At 60.8% G+C, this 15,511-nt stretch carries 18 protein-coding genes and 2 pseudogenes; 5 read left to right on the forward strand and 15 right to left on the reverse strand.

The window, feature by feature from the left end; all coding sequences use genetic code 11:
* The coding region (locus AC0L2Z_RS31285) for a Crp/Fnr family transcriptional regulator (protein WP_287249699.1) at nucleotides 1-518 on the forward strand (518 nt) is incomplete at its 5' end.
* A 223-nt stretch (nucleotides 519-741) separates the two neighbouring features.
* On the forward strand, nucleotides 742-939 hold the full coding sequence (locus AC0L2Z_RS31290; RefSeq protein ID WP_473630182.1) for a DUF4062 domain-containing protein: 198 nt from the start codon (nucleotides 742-744) through the stop codon (nucleotides 937-939).
* Between the two features lie 227 nt (nucleotides 940-1,166).
* Here AC0L2Z_RS31290 and AC0L2Z_RS31295 read toward each other — a convergent pair whose 3' ends face one another.
* The 8 genes and pseudogenes from AC0L2Z_RS31295 to AC0L2Z_RS31330 form a co-directional block, all read right to left on the reverse strand.
* The gene (locus AC0L2Z_RS31295) at nucleotides 1,167-2,249 is read right to left on the reverse strand and encodes a sensor histidine kinase (protein ID WP_023798984.1); all 1,083 of its coding nucleotides are present in this window, start codon (nucleotides 2,247-2,249) and stop codon (nucleotides 1,167-1,169) included.
* Nucleotides 2,250-2,468: 219 nt separating this feature from the next.
* Nucleotides 2,469-2,924 (reverse strand): DUF983 domain-containing protein, encoded by a 456-nt coding sequence (locus AC0L2Z_RS31300; RefSeq protein ID WP_473630183.1) that lies wholly within the window; start codon nucleotides 2,922-2,924, stop codon nucleotides 2,469-2,471.
* A complete protein-coding gene (locus tag AC0L2Z_RS31305) occupies nucleotides 2,917-3,207 on the reverse strand; it encodes a hypothetical protein (RefSeq protein ID WP_473630184.1) in 291 nt (96 codons plus the stop codon). Before AC0L2Z_RS31305 ends, AC0L2Z_RS31300 begins: the two co-directional genes overlap by 8 nt.
* Nucleotides 3,208-3,236: 29 nt before the next feature.
* Nucleotides 3,237-3,701, reverse strand: a complete 465-nt coding sequence (locus AC0L2Z_RS31310) for a nuclear transport factor 2 family protein (protein ID WP_473630185.1) — start codon at nucleotides 3,699-3,701, stop codon at nucleotides 3,237-3,239.
* A gap of 72 nt (nucleotides 3,702-3,773) precedes the next feature.
* Nucleotides 3,774-4,322 carry a carboxymuconolactone decarboxylase family protein gene (locus AC0L2Z_RS31315; RefSeq protein WP_473630186.1) on the reverse strand — a complete coding sequence of 183 codons (549 nt, stop codon included), beginning with the start codon at nucleotides 4,320-4,322 and terminating at the stop codon, nucleotides 3,774-3,776.
* A 295-nt stretch (nucleotides 4,323-4,617) separates the two neighbouring features.
* A complete protein-coding gene (locus AC0L2Z_RS31320) occupies nucleotides 4,618-5,589 on the reverse strand; it encodes an MBL fold metallo-hydrolase (RefSeq protein ID WP_473630187.1) in 972 nt (323 codons plus the stop codon).
* 276 nt (nucleotides 5,590-5,865) lie between these two features.
* Nucleotides 5,866-6,615: an SDR family NAD(P)-dependent oxidoreductase gene (locus AC0L2Z_RS31325; protein WP_287229497.1), complete on the reverse strand. Its 750-nt coding sequence runs from the start codon at nucleotides 6,613-6,615 to the stop codon at nucleotides 5,866-5,868.
* 130 nt (nucleotides 6,616-6,745) lie between these two features.
* Nucleotides 6,746-6,850, reverse strand: a pseudogene (locus AC0L2Z_RS31330) (MBL fold metallo-hydrolase); the annotation flags it as partial.
* A gap of 173 nt (nucleotides 6,851-7,023) precedes the next feature.
* Between AC0L2Z_RS31330 and AC0L2Z_RS31335 the strand changes: the two are divergent.
* Complete coding sequence (locus AC0L2Z_RS31335; protein ID WP_473630188.1) at nucleotides 7,024-7,401, forward strand: hypothetical protein; 378 nt, start codon at nucleotides 7,024-7,026, stop codon at nucleotides 7,399-7,401.
* A gap of 38 nt (nucleotides 7,402-7,439) precedes the next feature.
* Here the strand turns inward: AC0L2Z_RS31335 and AC0L2Z_RS31340 are convergent, their stop codons facing one another.
* The 7 genes and pseudogenes from AC0L2Z_RS31340 to AC0L2Z_RS31370 all read right to left on the reverse strand — a co-directional run bounded on the left by AC0L2Z_RS31340 (nucleotide 7,440) and on the right by AC0L2Z_RS31370 (nucleotide 13,950).
* Nucleotides 7,440-7,796: a type 1 glutamine amidotransferase family protein gene (locus AC0L2Z_RS31340; RefSeq protein ID WP_473630189.1), complete on the reverse strand. Its 357-nt coding sequence runs from the start codon at nucleotides 7,794-7,796 to the stop codon at nucleotides 7,440-7,442.
* Nucleotides 7,797-7,812: 16 nt separating this feature from the next.
* Nucleotides 7,813-8,439 (reverse strand): annotated as a pseudogene (locus AC0L2Z_RS31345) (alpha/beta fold hydrolase); the annotation flags it as partial.
* A complete protein-coding gene (locus tag AC0L2Z_RS31350) occupies nucleotides 8,403-8,663 on the reverse strand; it encodes an alpha/beta hydrolase (RefSeq protein ID WP_473630196.1) in 261 nt (86 codons plus the stop codon). The gene AC0L2Z_RS31350 and the pseudogene AC0L2Z_RS31345, both read right to left, overlap by 37 nt.
* Nucleotides 8,557-9,648 carry an alpha/beta fold hydrolase gene (locus AC0L2Z_RS31355; RefSeq protein WP_473630197.1) on the reverse strand — a complete coding sequence of 364 codons (1,092 nt, stop codon included), beginning with the start codon at nucleotides 9,646-9,648 and terminating at the stop codon, nucleotides 8,557-8,559. Before AC0L2Z_RS31355 ends, AC0L2Z_RS31350 begins: the two co-directional genes overlap by 107 nt.
* 38 nt (nucleotides 9,649-9,686) lie before the next feature.
* On the reverse strand, nucleotides 9,687-10,661 hold the full coding sequence (locus tag AC0L2Z_RS31360; protein WP_473630190.1) for an alpha/beta fold hydrolase: 975 nt from the start codon (nucleotides 10,659-10,661) through the stop codon (nucleotides 9,687-9,689).
* 76 nt (nucleotides 10,662-10,737) lie between these two features.
* A complete protein-coding gene (locus AC0L2Z_RS31365) occupies nucleotides 10,738-13,467 on the reverse strand; it encodes an ATP-binding protein (RefSeq protein WP_473630191.1) in 2,730 nt (909 codons plus the stop codon).
* Between the two features lie 297 nt (nucleotides 13,468-13,764).
* Nucleotides 13,765-13,950 carry a hypothetical protein gene (locus tag AC0L2Z_RS31370; protein ID WP_473630192.1) on the reverse strand — a complete coding sequence of 62 codons (186 nt, stop codon included), beginning with the start codon at nucleotides 13,948-13,950 and terminating at the stop codon, nucleotides 13,765-13,767.
* 321 nt (nucleotides 13,951-14,271) lie between these two features.
* Here AC0L2Z_RS31370 and AC0L2Z_RS31375 point away from each other — a divergent pair, with 321 nt between their 5' ends.
* Together AC0L2Z_RS31375 and AC0L2Z_RS31380 are read left to right on the forward strand one after the other, a co-directional pair.
* On the forward strand, nucleotides 14,272-14,727 hold the full coding sequence (locus tag AC0L2Z_RS31375) for a hypothetical protein (RefSeq protein ID WP_473630198.1): 456 nt from the start codon (nucleotides 14,272-14,274) through the stop codon (nucleotides 14,725-14,727).
* Complete coding sequence (locus AC0L2Z_RS31380; protein ID WP_473480923.1) at nucleotides 14,658-14,891, forward strand: helix-turn-helix domain-containing protein; 234 nt, start codon at nucleotides 14,658-14,660, stop codon at nucleotides 14,889-14,891. Before AC0L2Z_RS31375 ends, AC0L2Z_RS31380 begins: the two co-directional genes overlap by 70 nt.
* The last annotated feature ends 620 nt before the right edge of the window (nucleotides 14,892-15,511 follow it).

Genomic DNA, 15,511 nt, shown 5'->3' on the forward strand with positions numbered 1-15,511 from the left:
CTCGCGTGACACTGGTTTCAGCGGACGGCAGGGAGATAGCGTATCGCGATGTCGAACCGGGTGACATTTTCGGGGAGCTCGGAGGCATTGACGGGATTGCACGCTCTGCCAGCGTAGTCGCGCTGGAGGCAACCCGCGCTGCACGGCTGTCCGGCACAGCATTCCGGGATATCGTGATGACCCACCCGACTTTTGCCTGGATGCTGCTTGAGCATCTGTCTGCCCAGCTCCGGCGCATGACCGAGCGGGTATTCGAATACAGCACTTTGGTCGTGCGAAAACGGCTGATCGTCGAGCTCCTGCATCGGGCGGAGAAAGCCGCACTCGTGGACGGCGAGGTGTCCATAAGCCCGGCACCGACGCATTCCGAGCTGGCGGCAACGATGAGCACGCACAGGGAAGCGGTCTCGCGCGAAATGAGCGACCTCGCCAAGAGAGGCCTGATCGAAAAGCGCGGCAGCAGGTTATTGCTGCATGACGTCTCGGCACTACGGGCGCTGGTCGACAAGAAGGAATAGCGAAGGCTGTCGCTGCGGCGGGGGGCACCGCACGTTTCATACTCCTCGGCCGCAAGTGATTATTCCTTCCGGCAAACCGGGCAACCTAGCGTGCCAGCGCGCGGGTCGGGCTTTGATCGCTTCACCCCTTGCAAGAATCATGACTGGCTTCTTGATGCGGGCACGGAACGTTATCCCCAGCCTGCTTGCAGACTTACAAGGGCGGATCGAAGGGTGAAGCCGCATGGACGTTGAATACCAAATCTTCGTCAGCTCGACCTACGCCGATTTGGTGGACGAAAAACGGTCGGTCATCGAGGCCGTTCTTAACCTCGGGCATATTCCTGTGGTGATGGCGGCATTCCAAGCCAGCGACGACACTCAATGGGATTACATTAAGCGGCGCATCGATGACAGCGACCCTTCGAGCCCGCCCAGTTAAAGGTGCAGTTCTCGATCCCGAAGCGATCCTTGGATCGGGAGGCGGGGCCACATCACAATTCGTTCGTGCAGTCGACCTCAGTCGCAGATCTCTCAGAGGCTCTGGCGGAGCGTCTCGCTTTTCCCTACAACCCCAGGGCGGGCGGCCCGATGATAAATCCATAGATCCTACCGCGGGCGGTTTATGCCAGTAATGGCGATTCCGGTCGAGCCGGCTCCATGATCTATTCAGCCGGCGATCGCAGCCGACCGATTGAAGATGATGGTCACCTTGGTTCCTTCACCGACGGCCGAGGTGACGTCGAACTGCGCCTTGGCATTTTCGGTCAGCGACCGCGCGATGAGGGCTCCGAGTTTACCGGGTGCAGGCCATGTCACACCCTCAGGCAGACCGATACCGTCGTCAGCGACCACGACCCGGCAACCATTGCCGTCCACTATGCTCCGCAGCGTGATTGTCCCTCCCTCCCGACCTCTGAAGGCATGCTTCAGCGCGTTTGTAAGAAGCTCGTTCACAACCAGTCCTGTCGGCATGGCGACATTTATCGAAACCGGATAGGTGTCGACCTTCATGTCGAGGCGGATACCCTCCACCGCGTGAGAGGTCATCACGGCGGAGGCTATCTGGCTCAGATAGACGCCCAAATCGATCTCGTCCTTGTCATCCTCACCAGACAGCGCTTGATACAGGATCGCGAGTGCGTCAACGCGCCCAGCCAGCCGCTCAAATCGCTTCTTGTCTGGCTCGACTGCGTTCCGAGTTTCCATTCGGATGAGCGCAGTGATCATTTGCAGGTTGTTCTTGACCCTGTGCTGCAGCTCGCGGAGGAGCGTATCTTTCTCCCGGATCCGCTCCTCAATGGACAGTTTGTCCGCATCGCTATGGGCAGACACATCCACCAGGGCGACAAGCCGAAAGCAGAGCTTGCCGTCGTCGTCCTCGATGACATTCGAATAGACGTCTACGATCGCTGAACCTGAGCCTTTTCGCTCGAGGCGGAAGGTTCCAATGAAGTCCGTTTGTGTGACAATCGCTTCATCGATCCGCTGATCGAAGGGCGCTTTCACCGCACTCCCCGAAAGCCCCTTCCAATTCTCCTGCTCAAGGCGAGCGGCGGCAAGCCCGGAAAGCTTCTCGAATTCTGGATTGGCGTAGACCACCGTCTCGCCATCCCTCAGATCCGATACCGCAATGGCGATAGGAACTTGGTCGAGGAACTTCTTGAACTGTTCACTTTCGAGCGCAGTCGCAAGTTCGGGAGTGTCGAGCAATTGTTCGACAGGCTCGTGCCTATTATCGTCGGATGTCATCCGTTGAGCCCGGTCCTTTTCGCCGTGTAGCAACAGCCATACCCGTGAAGTTAGCTATACGCCTGACATCAGATCAAGGCTACAACACCTAGGCTGTGGTTTGGCGCTGAACGCATTTGATCGTTTCACGATTGTTGGTGAAACCGCGAACGGTATCGTCAACGATGACGCGAGTGCTCCTAGGTCCGGATGAGCCCACTCATGGTATCCAACGCATCTTTATGAGTCGTCGCCAGAGGTCGGTACGGGAGGAGGTGTGGTTTCCTCGCCGTCTCCGGACGAAGCGTGCCGAGGCCTCACGTAATCGCGGTCGATCTTGCCTTCCTCAGCCTTGTAGAAATACTGGCTAGCGATGAGCCAACCTTTGAGAGGCCGAAGCGGGGGGATGCAAGTGATGAGCATGAAGGGCAGCGTGGTCAGCAGATGGACCCAGTACGGTGTCTCAAAAGCGACCTGCTGCCATACGCCAAGAAGAACGCTCGGCACACATGCAAAGCAGATTACGAAGAACGCGGGACCATCAGCGGGATCTGCAAACGAGTAGTCGAGATCGCACACTTCGCATTTAGGCTTAAGCGTCAGGAACCCGTTGAAAAGATGCCCTTTCCCACAACGGGGGCACAAACCGCGGACACCCGTGAGAACCGGTTGAAGTGGAGGCCATTCGTCAGTCATAATTGGTGCTCAAGATTGCCGTATTGAACGAGCATGGGCGTCGGCCTGAATCGTGCTCGATCACCAGTGATCGTCCCTTCACGGTTTGCCTGGAAACACTGGCCAGAACCATTTCCCCGTTGGATGTTCCACGCGCCATTGGCGAGCAGGGATCTCTTTGACGTCGCGCGCCGTGCCTTCGCGTCTTCCTCCTGCTGCCGGGAAAAATGCGATCATCGCGGCCGGTGGTAAGCGCGAGCTCGATCGACAGCAGTGCCTTCGCATCGACCTTGAAGCCTGCCATGGCGGTGACCTCCTTGATCCGGGTCTCGCTTAAAAGTCGAAGTCGCTCAAGCCTGGGTGATCGTCCGGTCGGCGGCCGAGCGGCCAGCGGAACTTGCGGTCCGCTTCCGTGATCGGATGCTCGTTGATGCTGGCATGGCGCGCGCGCATTAGCCCGTCTTCGGCGAACTCCCAGTTCTCGTTGCCGTAGGCACGAAACCACTGACCGCTGTCGTCGTGGTATTCATAGGCATAGCGAACGGCGATGCGGTCACCCTGAAAGGCCCAAAGCTCCTTGATCAGGCGATAATCGAGCTCGCGGTTCCATTTGCGCGTCAGGAAGGCCTCAGCCTCGGCACGGTTGGTTGCGAATTCGGCGCGATTGCGCCAGCGAGTGTCGACTGTATAGGCAAGCGCGACCTTGGCGGCATCGCGGCTGTTCCAGCCATCTTCGGCAAGGCGGACCTTCTCGATGGCGGACTGTTCATTGAAAGGGGGAAGCGGCGGACGGGACATTGATAAGTTCCTTGTTTGTGCAGCGCTGAAAGGATGGGAGGGTGGTCGCAGGAAACGACCACCCTTCGTTGGTCATGCGGCAAGGCGATCGATACGTGGAAAATCGATTTCGGTGCCCAGAGCTTCGTTGACGTAGTTGGTGAAGGTGTTCAGCGCGACATGCGCGATGATCTCGAGAATTTCGGCATCGCCGTAACCGGCGGCGCGGACCTTTTCGATTTCGTCCGGCGCCACCGAGCCGCGCGCGTCGACAAGGGCGCGGGCGAATTCGACAGCGGCGGCAGCCATTGGATCTTTCGAGGTGCCGCGGCGGTTCGCCTCGATTTCGCTCTCGTCCAGCCTGGCGAATTTTGCGCCGGTATAGGTATGCGCGGACAGGCAGTAATCGCAACCATTAGCCTCGGCCATGGTCAGGGCGTTCTGCTCGCGGGTGGCCGGAGCCAGCTTTCCCTTGCCGAGAGCGCCCTGCAGCGCCGTCAGGCCGTTCAGAGCGGCGGGGCTGTTCGACACCAGGCGAAAGATGTTCGGCACGGAGCCGATCTGCTTCTGGACGGCTTCAAGCACAGGGCGGGACGCTTCCGGTGCATCGTTGATTGTGGCGGGCGTGGGAATGCGGGACATGTCTATCTCCTTGATTTGGTTTTGAAAGGCTGTCCCTTTCGTCCCCGATAAGATGCTCCGGCCTGGACGATGATGAACGTCGAAAAGGCGGACGATACTCTTGCGTCAGACGCATCAATGACGAGTATCAGAGTTCGAGTTGGATCTGGTTTCCCCCGTCGTTTCTTGGGCGGGGACTGCGCAGCACAGCAGCGCTTCGCCTTCGCCAATCGCCGCCGTCGGCTCCTTGACGTAGGTCACTGCACTTTTGGTGAGCTTGGTGCGGCATGATGTGCTCCAAAGCAGGCGGTCGGGCTCATTCCTGATGATGAGCCCACTCGGCTGGTATCCAACGCATCTTTCCGCCGTCGGCCACGATTCGTCCCAAGCCTGGGAAAGGCATGTGGGTGGCCGCGATCAGGGCTTTTTCCTCGGCCGCACGCGGAAAAAATCGTTCGCGCATGATCTGCGCGGCCGGTCGGTCCTGCTCGAACAGGAAGCCGACCTCCGGATTCGAGGGATGGACAACAGGGAAGAGCATGTCCGAAACCATCAGCAGACTTTGTCCGCCATCCTCGATGCGGACTCCGATGTGCCCGGGCGTGTGGCCGGTCAGGTCGATGATTGAGACGCCCGGTGTGATCTGACGTTCGCCATCCATTGCCTGCAGGTTTGGATAGAGGCGGACCAGTTCCAAAGATGCATCGAAGCTGGGTTTCAGGAACTCCGGAGCTGAAATTCTCTTCGCGGGATCAGTCCAGTACGCGACGTCACGGCGATCGACGTACACGTCAGAATTCGGGAAGTTCCGGCTTCCACCGGCCACCAGGCCGCCGAGGTGATCGACATGCATATGCGTGACGATGACCGCCCCGATATCTTCTCTCGTGATTCCCATTGTTTCGAGCGCACCAGGGAGCTGTCCCGTTTTGCCCATCGCGCCGGCGGGGCCGGTGTCGATCAGGATCAGGCGCTCGCCGTCATCGACGAGATACTGGTTAAATACGAAGCGGATGCCTCCGGGCTTGGCCGCCGATATCGCCTGCGCTCGTTCCTCAACTTGTTCGGGCGTGCTCCCGGGGAAATAGCCGAAGGGCATATCGGCAAACCCGTCCACTAGCGCGGTTACGGTGAAGCGGCCGATCCTGATTTGTGCTGAGGGCACGAGCGCTTTGGGATCGGCAGTCCGCGCTTTCGCGGTATTCACGCTGGCGGCCAAAGCGGAGCCTAGTGCAACTGGGACCGCAGGGATTGCGAAGGCAAAGGCTCTGCGCGAAAGATTTGTCATGAGTTTCTCCTGCTGAACGAAAGTTCTCTTCGGCACTGGGTATCGGGGTTGATTTTGGCGTGCGGGCGCATCAACCCGGCGCTTACGCTCTCCAGACGCGCTGGACAGATAGACTTTCACCGGCGCGTCGTCGGTGGCCACCCATAGATGCCCAATTACTATCTGGGTTCTTGAGCAGAATATCTGGCTGCTCGCAGCACAAAGTCGGGCTTTCGGTCATTCTATTACCTTGTGTAGTACCAGTTAAAATAATAGCCTGGCCCGCATCTTGGACGCTCATACTTGCGCCATACCGCCATCGACAAAGAATTCGACGCCATTTACAAAGCTGCTTTCTTCCGACGCCAAGAAAAGCGCCGCTGCTGCGATTTCGTCCGGACGTCCCATGCGTCCCAGAGGAGTCTGGGCGATTAAAAACTCCGTCATCTGACGACCTTGTTCGAGATCAGGCGTTAAGCCGTGCAAACCCGGCGTCGAAGTCGCGCCCGGCGACAGGACGTTCACCCGGATCCCGGAACCTTTCAGATCGAGAATCCAGCTCCGGGCGAAGCTGCGAATCGCTGCTTTGCTCGCGCCGTAGACGCTGAAAGCAGGGGATCCGTGGCTTCCAGTAGTGGAACCGGTCAAAATAATCGAGCCACCGCCCTGCATCAGCGGCAATGCCTTCTGGACGGTAAACAGCGTGCCTTTAACGTTGACGCCGAAGGTTGTGTCGAAATGCGTCTCCGTAATCTCGCCCAGCGGCATGAACTCGCCAAGCCCGGCATTTGCGAAGAGGATGTCGATGCGGCCCTTCTGGGCCGTGACGGTCTCATACAGTCGGTCGAGGTCCTGAGCACTGGAAACATCGCTGCGAACGCCAGTGACGTTGTCACCTAACGACGCGACGGCTTTATCCAGTTCGGGCTGGCGCCGTCCCGTTATGAACACGTACGCGCCCTCCTCCATAAAGCGCTTTGCACTTGCCAGGCCGATACCGCTATTTCCGCCGGTAACGAGAGCGATCTTTCCGTCTAATTTTCCCATGATGGGTTCCAGTGCGCATGGCTGCGGAGGCAGCGGTTTAAAGTTTAACTGAAAGCTGCAGTGCTCCTCGCCGGGCTGGTCATACGCCCGCGTAAGCGAGCCTGGTGAAGAAGGCGGGATTCATGATGAACTGTCTCGGCGCCAGCCAACCTCCCGCCTCGGCGAAAATAGCCGAGGCTAGGCAGCACAGGCAGAAGCCGCGGCGAGACAAATTGATTGTATGCGCGGTGGGCATCGTGCTCTCCTACGCCATGTAGTCTCAGGCTAGAGGGCCTCGCCGGGAGCCTCACCCTTTGATGAAATCCAGGATGTCCTGGTTCAGCCGGTCCTTGTGGGTCGTCGGTTCCAACGTCGAAGAGGATCAGGTCCTTCTCGGTCCGGATCAGCGGAACGTTGCATTTCGCATCGATGGCGCCGCTGCTCCCGCCAAGCCGTTTCTCGATGTCGACCCATTCGGCAGACATCGCGTCCGGTGCGACGACCTCCGCCGGCAGCATAAAATGGCCGTCGCTCAGCACCGTGATGTTGAAGGAACCGTGGCGGAAGCGGTGGGGCGAGGCGGCCATGGCGCGCCATGGCCGCACTGAAGAGCAGCCGACAAACCCGGCGGCGCCGGCAAGGAAGGTGCGTCGATCAAGTCTCATGGCCCAATCTCCTGATCTCGAATTGTCTGGTGGCTGCAGCCAACAGCGCAGCGACGGCGGCAGACGGCGGCCAGGCTCCGTCGCCGAGGATGAGCAGGCCATCTCCCGCGCCCTTGGGGAGGATATCCAGCAGGCTCGGTAGAACGGCGATCGGCTTGCCTGCCTGCAGGAACTGAGCGATCAGCGCCCGGCCGAGTTGCGATCAGCGTCGCGCCAGAGCGCGCCCGGCTCGCCGACGCAGAAACCGCCGTGAAAATCCTCCTCGAACAGCTCGCCGAATCTGAGCGTGTTGGCGAGATCGTCACGGGCGCGGCGGTCGGCCTGGAACCGCCTTGCAAGCTCGTCGGCTTCCGCTCCCAGTCGCGTGAAACGCGTGGGCCAGGGGTAGCCGCCGCACATCGACGCTACAAGCACCTCGGCGCCCGCATCCTGAAGCGCGTAGTAGACCCCCAGGAACTGCTCGAGCCCGACGTTGCCGGCTTCCGAGGACCGACTGAGCATGACGGCTATGCGAAGCGGCGCGCCCGTGGACGTCATCTCGGCCCCCTGACAATCACTCGACTCCGGCCAATGCCAACCGCACCGGCACGCGCGCGGCGATCCATCGCAGCACGTGGGCGATCACCTCCTTGCGGCCGAGATCGTTGAGCAGGTCGTGGAAGTGGCCCGGGTAGAGCTTCAGCGTCTTGTCGGCGGAGCCGGCGGTGTCGAAGAACAGCTGGCTGCCGGCAGGCTTGGTTGCCTTGTCTGCCGTGCCGTGTAAGATCAAGACCGGCAGCGTGATCAGCGGAAAGTCGCGCTTCAGCCGCTCGTTTGCGCGAATCAGTGCTGCGACTGTGCTCGTCGGCTGGACCTCCTTATCGATCAACGGATCGTCGTTCATCGATGTCACAATCGCCGCATCGCGCGAAAAATCCTCGTTGTTCAGCCGCAGGACGTGAAAATGCGGCGCGACGTGGCTGAGCCCCTTGACGACCACGAGAGCGAAATCCGGCGCGTACACCTGGAACGCAAAGCTCTCGCATATGAATCCGGAGAGCTCGGCCTGATGGTCCAGCGCATAGGTGGTCGAGACCACGCCGCCTGCACTGTGGCCCAGCAGGAAGACAGACAATCCGGGCTCCCGCTGCTTGGCGAGCTGGATCAGCATCGATAGATCGTCGACATACTCAGTGACGTTCTCGACGAAAACCGCTCGCCGTCGGACTTCCCGCGACCGCGCAACTCGAGGGCGTAGACGGCGTGGCCGGCGGCGGCCATCTGCTCGGCGGCCCAGAAGTACTGGCCGCTATGTGAGTTAACGCCGTGGCAAATCGCCACGACCGCGCTCGGTCTGGACGCAGGGTGCCAAGAGCGCACGAAGATCCTTGGGCCGTCCGCGCGCTCCAGATATTCCTCCGCCATAGCGGTCGTGGTCGAGGTCATGGCAAGTCTCCTCTTTCGCTTGCGGTGAGCTCTTGATGAAGGCGAGCAGGTCCGCGTTGACGATGTCGGGATGCGTCGTGCACAGGCCATGCGGAAGACCGGCATAGGTCTTCAGCGTTCCGTTCCTGAGAAGCTTGGCGGACAGCGGAGCGGAGTCGGCGTACGGCACGATCTGATCGTCGTCGCCGTGCATGACGAGCACCGGAACATCGATCTTCTCCAGGTCGTCGGTGAAGTCGGTTTCCGAGAACGCCTTGATGCAATCGTAGTGCGCTTTGGCGCCGCCCATCATGCCCTGCCGCCACCAATTGTCGATGATGCCCTGCGAAACCTTCGCGCCCGGCCGGTTGAAACCGTAGAAGGGACCGGAGGGCACGTCGTAGTAAAATTGCGCCCGGTTCGCGACCAGCGCCGCGCGAAACCCGTCGAACACCTCGATCGGCAGGCCGCCCGGGTTCTTGGCGGATTTCACCATGATCGGCGGCACCGCGCCTATCAGCACCGCTTTGGCGACGCGACCCGATTTTGCGCGAGCTACGTAATGCGCGACCTCGCCGCCGCCGGTCGAATGGCCGATATGGACGGCATTCTTCAGGTCGAGCGCCTCGGCCAGTTCGGCAACGTCGGCCGCGTAGGTGTCCATCTCGTTGCCGGTGTCGGACTGTGTTGAGCGGCCGTGGCCGCGGCGATCATGCGCGATGACCCGGTAGCCGTTGTGCAGGAAGAACAGCATCTGGTTGTCCCAGTCGTCGGCGCTGAGCGGCCAGCCGTGATGGAAGACGATTGGCTGTGCGTCCTTCGAACCCCAGTCCTTATAGAAAATCTCGGTGCCGTCCTTCGTGGTGATGAAGCCCATGTTCTGTCGTCCTTCGCTGGGTTGAGTGGTGGATTCAGCGGAAATCGCCTGCGCCGCATATGCCGGCAGAAGGGTCGCCGCTCCGGCAGTGATGCCTGCTGCGAGCATCTCGCGGCGGGTGAGTTGGATCGGATGCAGGGTGGCGCTCACGGCTGTGACTCCTCGCCGAGGAAGCGAATGACCTCGTCGCCGAACTCGCGCGGGTACTGGAACAGGAAGGCGTGGCCGGAGTCCGGGTAGACGATCAGCCGCGCGTTCGGGATCGCCTGCGCCAGGGCGTAAGACTGGAGCGTTGGGATCATGACGTCTTCGTTCCCGTTCGCCACCAGCACCGGCTGGCGGATCGCCCCGACACGATTGAGAAGCGATGTTTCCGGCGTCCCTAGATCCCCTGCGGCGGCAAGCATTGCCTTCCAGGTTTTTTCGCTCACTAGCCTCGCAAATGAATCCTTGCGCTCCCGTAGCCGAGCGAGGTGCGCACGTCCGGCCGCCTGGCTGGTTTGCGTGTCCTTGAAAAAGAGGAAGAGGAAGTCGTCGTCTGTGTTTGTCGGCTTGGTGGCGACCTCAATCGCCATGGGATTCAGGTTTGCGCCCTCGACATAGCCCGCGCCGCTACCGGCGATGACCAGCCTGCGCACGAGGCCGGGCCGCTGGAGCGTCAGTTCCTGCGCGACGAGGCCGCCGAAGGAGAAGCCCAGCAGATCGACCTGCTTGAAACCCAGGCCGTCGATGAAGGCGCCGGCGTTCCTCGCCCAATCGGCCATGCGGAGAGGGGCCTCGCCGCCGGAGCGGGCCACGCCGATATTGTCGAATATGACGACGTATCGGCTTGCCGCGACATGATCGAGGAATGCCGGGTCCCATTCGTCCATCGTCCCGCGAAAGCGGTTGAGGAGAACCAGAGGCGTTCCGGACTGCGTCCCGAGCGTCCGGTAGGCGTAGGCGACGCCGTCGACGTCGAACGTTTTCGTCTCCACGCAGGCGGCGTCGCAGAACCCAGTCTGGCTGGGTTCTGCCGAGGTGGTCGGGTTGGCCGAGGTGATCAGGACGGCGAGCAGTGCAGTGCCGGCCAGACCGGCGACGACCGCTTGACGTAAGGATGTACTGCGGGTTGAAGTCATCGCTCTTTCCCTCTGCGCGCTTCGTTCGATGACGAGACAGTTGCGCAGTGGAGCGGCGTGAACCAGTTAATCGTTGCTAAACGGCGCTAACCAGCTTGTTTAGCGTTACCAGACTGGCCACCGAACGCGCCTCCAGGGCCAACGCGCCTTGATCTCGCGCCATTTCGATCGCGCGCTGGAGGAGCAGCCGGGCCTCAGTCGGGCGCGAGGCCTGTTCGGCAAGTATCTTGCCTTTCTGGTGCAGCAGTTCCGGGCAGTACCAAGCCTCGCCACTCGACCTGCAGCGCGCCAGAGCGTCGTCGAGCAGCGCCACGGCTTCCAGCTCCTGGCCAATCCTCGCCAGCCCGGAGGCGAGTATCGATTGGAAGACAGTGTGGTAAAGATAGAATCCCGCACGATCCAGCCGGTCGAGAGCTTCGCCGACGAGTGTGACGCCCGTTGCGGCGTCTCCGGTTCGAATCAGGATATCGCCCTCGAAACATTCGGCATAGGCATGCCAAACGTCGAGCGCGTGGTCGTGCGTGCGCCGATGCAGCATGTCCGTATAGCGCTCGGCGCGTGCGAGGTCACCGGCCATCAGCGACACCGGACAGGCGGCGTCCGACAGGGCGTGGCACAATGTGAGATTGTGGCCCGCGGCAAGAGCGGCGCTGACCATATCGTCGATCTCACGCAGGGCCTCTTCTGTTTTGCCGCGCAGCCACAGCAGACGCGCCAGAGTAATGCGGGCGGTGATGCGTTGATCGTATTGAAAGCGCGCCAGATGCGATCCGTTCGACGGCGGGCGATAGGCATCCAGCATGCGCCGAACATGGCTTTCCGCGGCTGGCTGATCGCCCAGCAGATGCAGTGCCCTTGCCTTCATCCTCTCACCGATCAACTGGTCCGAGACGTCTGCCGAACGCTCAGACAGCGCGCAGAACGCCTCGGCCCTTTCGAGCGCCGCTCGAGGTTCGCCGCCGTTTGTCCGATCGACCCACAGCGCCCAAAGCGCGCGCAGCTGGAAGTCGACATCATCGACCTTCTGGGCGATCTTGAATGAGCGCGTCCAGGCTTGCGCGCCGCCGGGCCGTCCTGAAATCGCGCGCATGTGCGGAAAGCCAAGGGCCGCATGAAGCCGCATCAGGCTTTGCTGATCGGCGTCGGGCTGTCGTTCGAGCCAATCCAGCGCTTGCCTTACCCGCAACAGGCATTCGTCGACCAGCGAAAGATGGTACCACAGCGGAATTGCCGCGACTATCATTGCAACGCCGGCCGCCGCGTCGCCGCCCGGCGAGAAGCACCAGTCGAGCGCAGCCCTGAGATTGCCGACGTCGCGGGCGAAGCCGTCCACCCAGCCGGCGTCCTGCTCATGCGGCGCGGCACATTCGAGCAGGCTCCGATAGTGGACTGCGTGGCGGCGCGAAGCGTCTTCCCGCGACACGGCGACCGAAAATTTCTCGGCTGCGTAGGCGCGAGTCATGTCAAGCAGGCGATAGCGCACCGGATAGGCATTGCGATCAACGACCACGAGCGACTTCGCGGCAAGGTCGATGATGCACTCTTCGACGTCGCCGCCACTTTCACCCGATACCACTGCGCGCGCCGCCGCCAGCGTAAAATCCTGATTGAACACCGAAAGCTGCGCGAGAGCGGCCTGCTGTGCCGGGGAAAGCAGGGAAAAGCTCCACTCCATCGTCGCGCGAAGCGTCTGGTGGCGTGGCAGAGCCGTGCGTCGTCCACGCGTCAGGATGTCGAAATTAGACCGCAGCGATTCCGCAACGCCGGCAATGCCGAACGTATCAACGCGCCCCGCAGCCAGTTCGATAGCGAGCACGATGCCATCGAGGCGGCGGCAGATATCGGCCACCACCGGGGCGTCGGCGTCGCTCAAAGAATAGCCTCCAAGGCTTGCCGAAGCGCGCTCGACGAACAGCTGGACCGCAGCAAAATCCAGTGCCCTTGCCGCATCCAGCTTCTCGTCCGGCCCCGGGCAGTCCAGCGGCGGCAAGCGCAGAACCCATTCGGGCGCGACCCGAAGCGGCTCCCTGCTGGTCGCCAGGATCGTCACGTGCCGCGTCCTGGTGATCAGTTCCTCGGCGATCGCCGCGACTTCGTCGATGAGGTGCTCGCAGCAGTCGAGGACGAGGAGCATCGAGCGATGACTAAGCTTGTTCGCCAGCTCAGCGAGCGGATCGGTCGAGGCGAGCACTAAGCCCGCTGCGGTGGCGATCAGCTCGGTGATCAGCGCTCCAGTGGCAATCCCGGAGAAATCGACGAACGCCGTGCCGTCCGAATAACCATCATCCAGGCGTTGAGCAAGAGCGAGCGCTACTGTCGTCTTTCCAATGCCTCCCGGACCGACGAGGGTGAGCAGCCTTTGCTCGGGCAGCTGCCCCTCGAGCTGATCGAGAACCGCCTCTCTCCCGATGATCCGGTTGGCCAGCCGGGGTAGCGGCAGTCGGGCTATCGTGGGTTGCTGGCCATCGGCCCGCGTCGGCGACTCCTTGCGCGTGACCGGCGCCACGAAGCTGTAGCCGCGATTTGGAATGTTCGAGATATATTGCTGCGCCTCGGGGCCGTCGCCGAGAATCTTGCGCAGCGACGTGATGTGGACGCGCAGGTTGTTTTCCTCGACGAACATGTTTCGCCAGACCTGGGAGACGAGCTCGTCTTTGGAAACGATCTCTCCGGCGCGCGACACCAGGACGATGAGGATATCCAAAGCGCGGCTGCCAATCCTCAGCCTTTCGTCGCCCCGCATAAGCAGGCGCTCGGCCGGCACCAGCGTAAACGAACCAAAGGAGAGTGCGGCGCCCGGTGTCACATTCCAAACCTAGTGGGTGCAACGAAGTTTCAGATTTCCACGAGAAGCAGGTCTGTGTGAAGCTATACCTTGGATTCATGACTTGCACGCCTCGGTTCCAACGTTCGCTTCGGCCCCGACTCTGACGGTCGGCAACGCGCCTGATTCCCGCCATTTGCCCACTTGTGGCGGCTTCCTGAAAGCGGACGTTCAAATTAGTTCACGGCTACGTCTAAATCCCTCCGTCCTCGCGGCAGAACGCGACAGTTGGGGACACGGCGCATGTCGATCCCCTACACGACCCTTTTCGGTCGAATTCTAGGGGAGCTGCGCGTCCATGAGGTTCAGGCGGTCGAAGAAGACGCGGTTGCGACGCTTGGCATCGGCAAGAAGCCGGCCGTAGTCGATGACCTCGAAATAGATCCCGAAGGTCCGGTGATAGCCGTAATAGGAGCGCTGGTCCGGCGTAGGCATCGCGTCCGACATCTTCAGCTCGGCGTGCATGCTCGGCGTGATGTCGCAGACGACGTAAGCGAAAGCGGGTATCTTGTCCCCCGCAACCGAGAACTCGTGAGATGTGCCTTAAGTTAACTGTGTCGGCGCCACGACGAATAGAACGAAAGCGCCGATATGGCCGCTTGCCAAGTTCGCCGAGACCAACCCGGCCTAGGTTTGACCTTGCCGCATGCGCGCAGCGAGACCTTTCTCGCTAGCATTTTTGTCGGGGGCTGGAGCGACGGCGATCTTTGGTGCGATGAGCGGCATTTGAGACGGACAAGCACACCGTCGGGTGGTTTGGGGATTTTTGATCTAAGGCAATCGTGGGTGGCTGATCTCGCAGAGCCGTTTGCGGCGCTGCACGTTTATATGCCAATGCGAGCCCTCAATGAACTCACCGACGAACTTCGCGTGCCGGCCATCGAGCAGCTAGTCTGTACGTTACAGCCTCCGCCGCGCGACGAGGTACTGCTTCATTTGGTCAGTGCTCTGCTACCCGCGATTTCAAAACCCTGGGAAGCGAATGCCCTGTTCGCAGATTACGTCTTCGTTGCGATCCGGATGCATCTCGCTCGAACCTATGGCGGCCTGAAAACGCCTTCAGAGAAGGCTACCAGAGGTTTAGCTCCATGGCGGGAAGGCGAACAAAGGAACTACTCTTGGACAGCATCCAGTCCGATCGGTCTCTGGCGGATTTGGCCGATGCATGCGGTTTGTCAGCAAGGCATTTTACGCGGGCGTTCAAGGCAACAACTGGGCAACCGCCCCATCGTTGGTTGTTGAAACGGCGCGTGGAGCTCGCCAAGGATCTTCTGGAGACAACGGATGAGAGTATCGCAATGATCGGACTTGCCTGCGGGTTCGCTGACCAGAGCCATCTGACCCGTGTTTTTCGAGCGAATGTAGGAACCACCCCGAGTGCCTGGCGACGTAAACGCCGGCACTAAACAGGGTGATTTTGTCCGCCACCACGACTCAGCGAGGTGGACTACTAGCTGTCGTTGCTATGGAGGCTGTCGGTCCGAGGTGGATGAGAGATTGTGTTGGGACATACCAACCCTTCTCCAGTAGTGGCGGATGCCTTCGGATGCAGCGGTCAACGATCACGGTCATTGCCATTGAAAGGGCGAAATTCGGCCTGTCGCATAAATTCTGTCTACACTTTGTGACTTGGAAGCCGGCAAAGGTCACCTGCGATAGTAAAAAAGCGGGGGTAAGCGGTGCAACTTTTGCCGATGCTGGGATTGGCTCTGCTTGGCGCCGGAGCAGGGTTAGCGTGGTTGTTCAGCAAGTTCTTGTCGCAAGTCTCAGGGCCAGCCTGGGATCGGCGCCATGAGCAGCACTGATCAGCTATGTCGGCGGAACGCTGACGATGATCCTCGTCATCTTACTGATGCAAGAGCCTTGGACATTGACAAGCGGCGTCGCGAAAAGCTCGTGGCCTCGTTGGCGCCGGCGTGTTCGGGGTCATCTACATCGTTCTGGCGATTGTCCTGATACCGAAGCTAGGGCCGCGACCGTTGTGGCGCTGATCGTCGCCGGACAGTTGCTGGCGTACTTGGCATCG

Source organism: Mesorhizobium sp. WSM4850 (assembly GCF_055811735.1).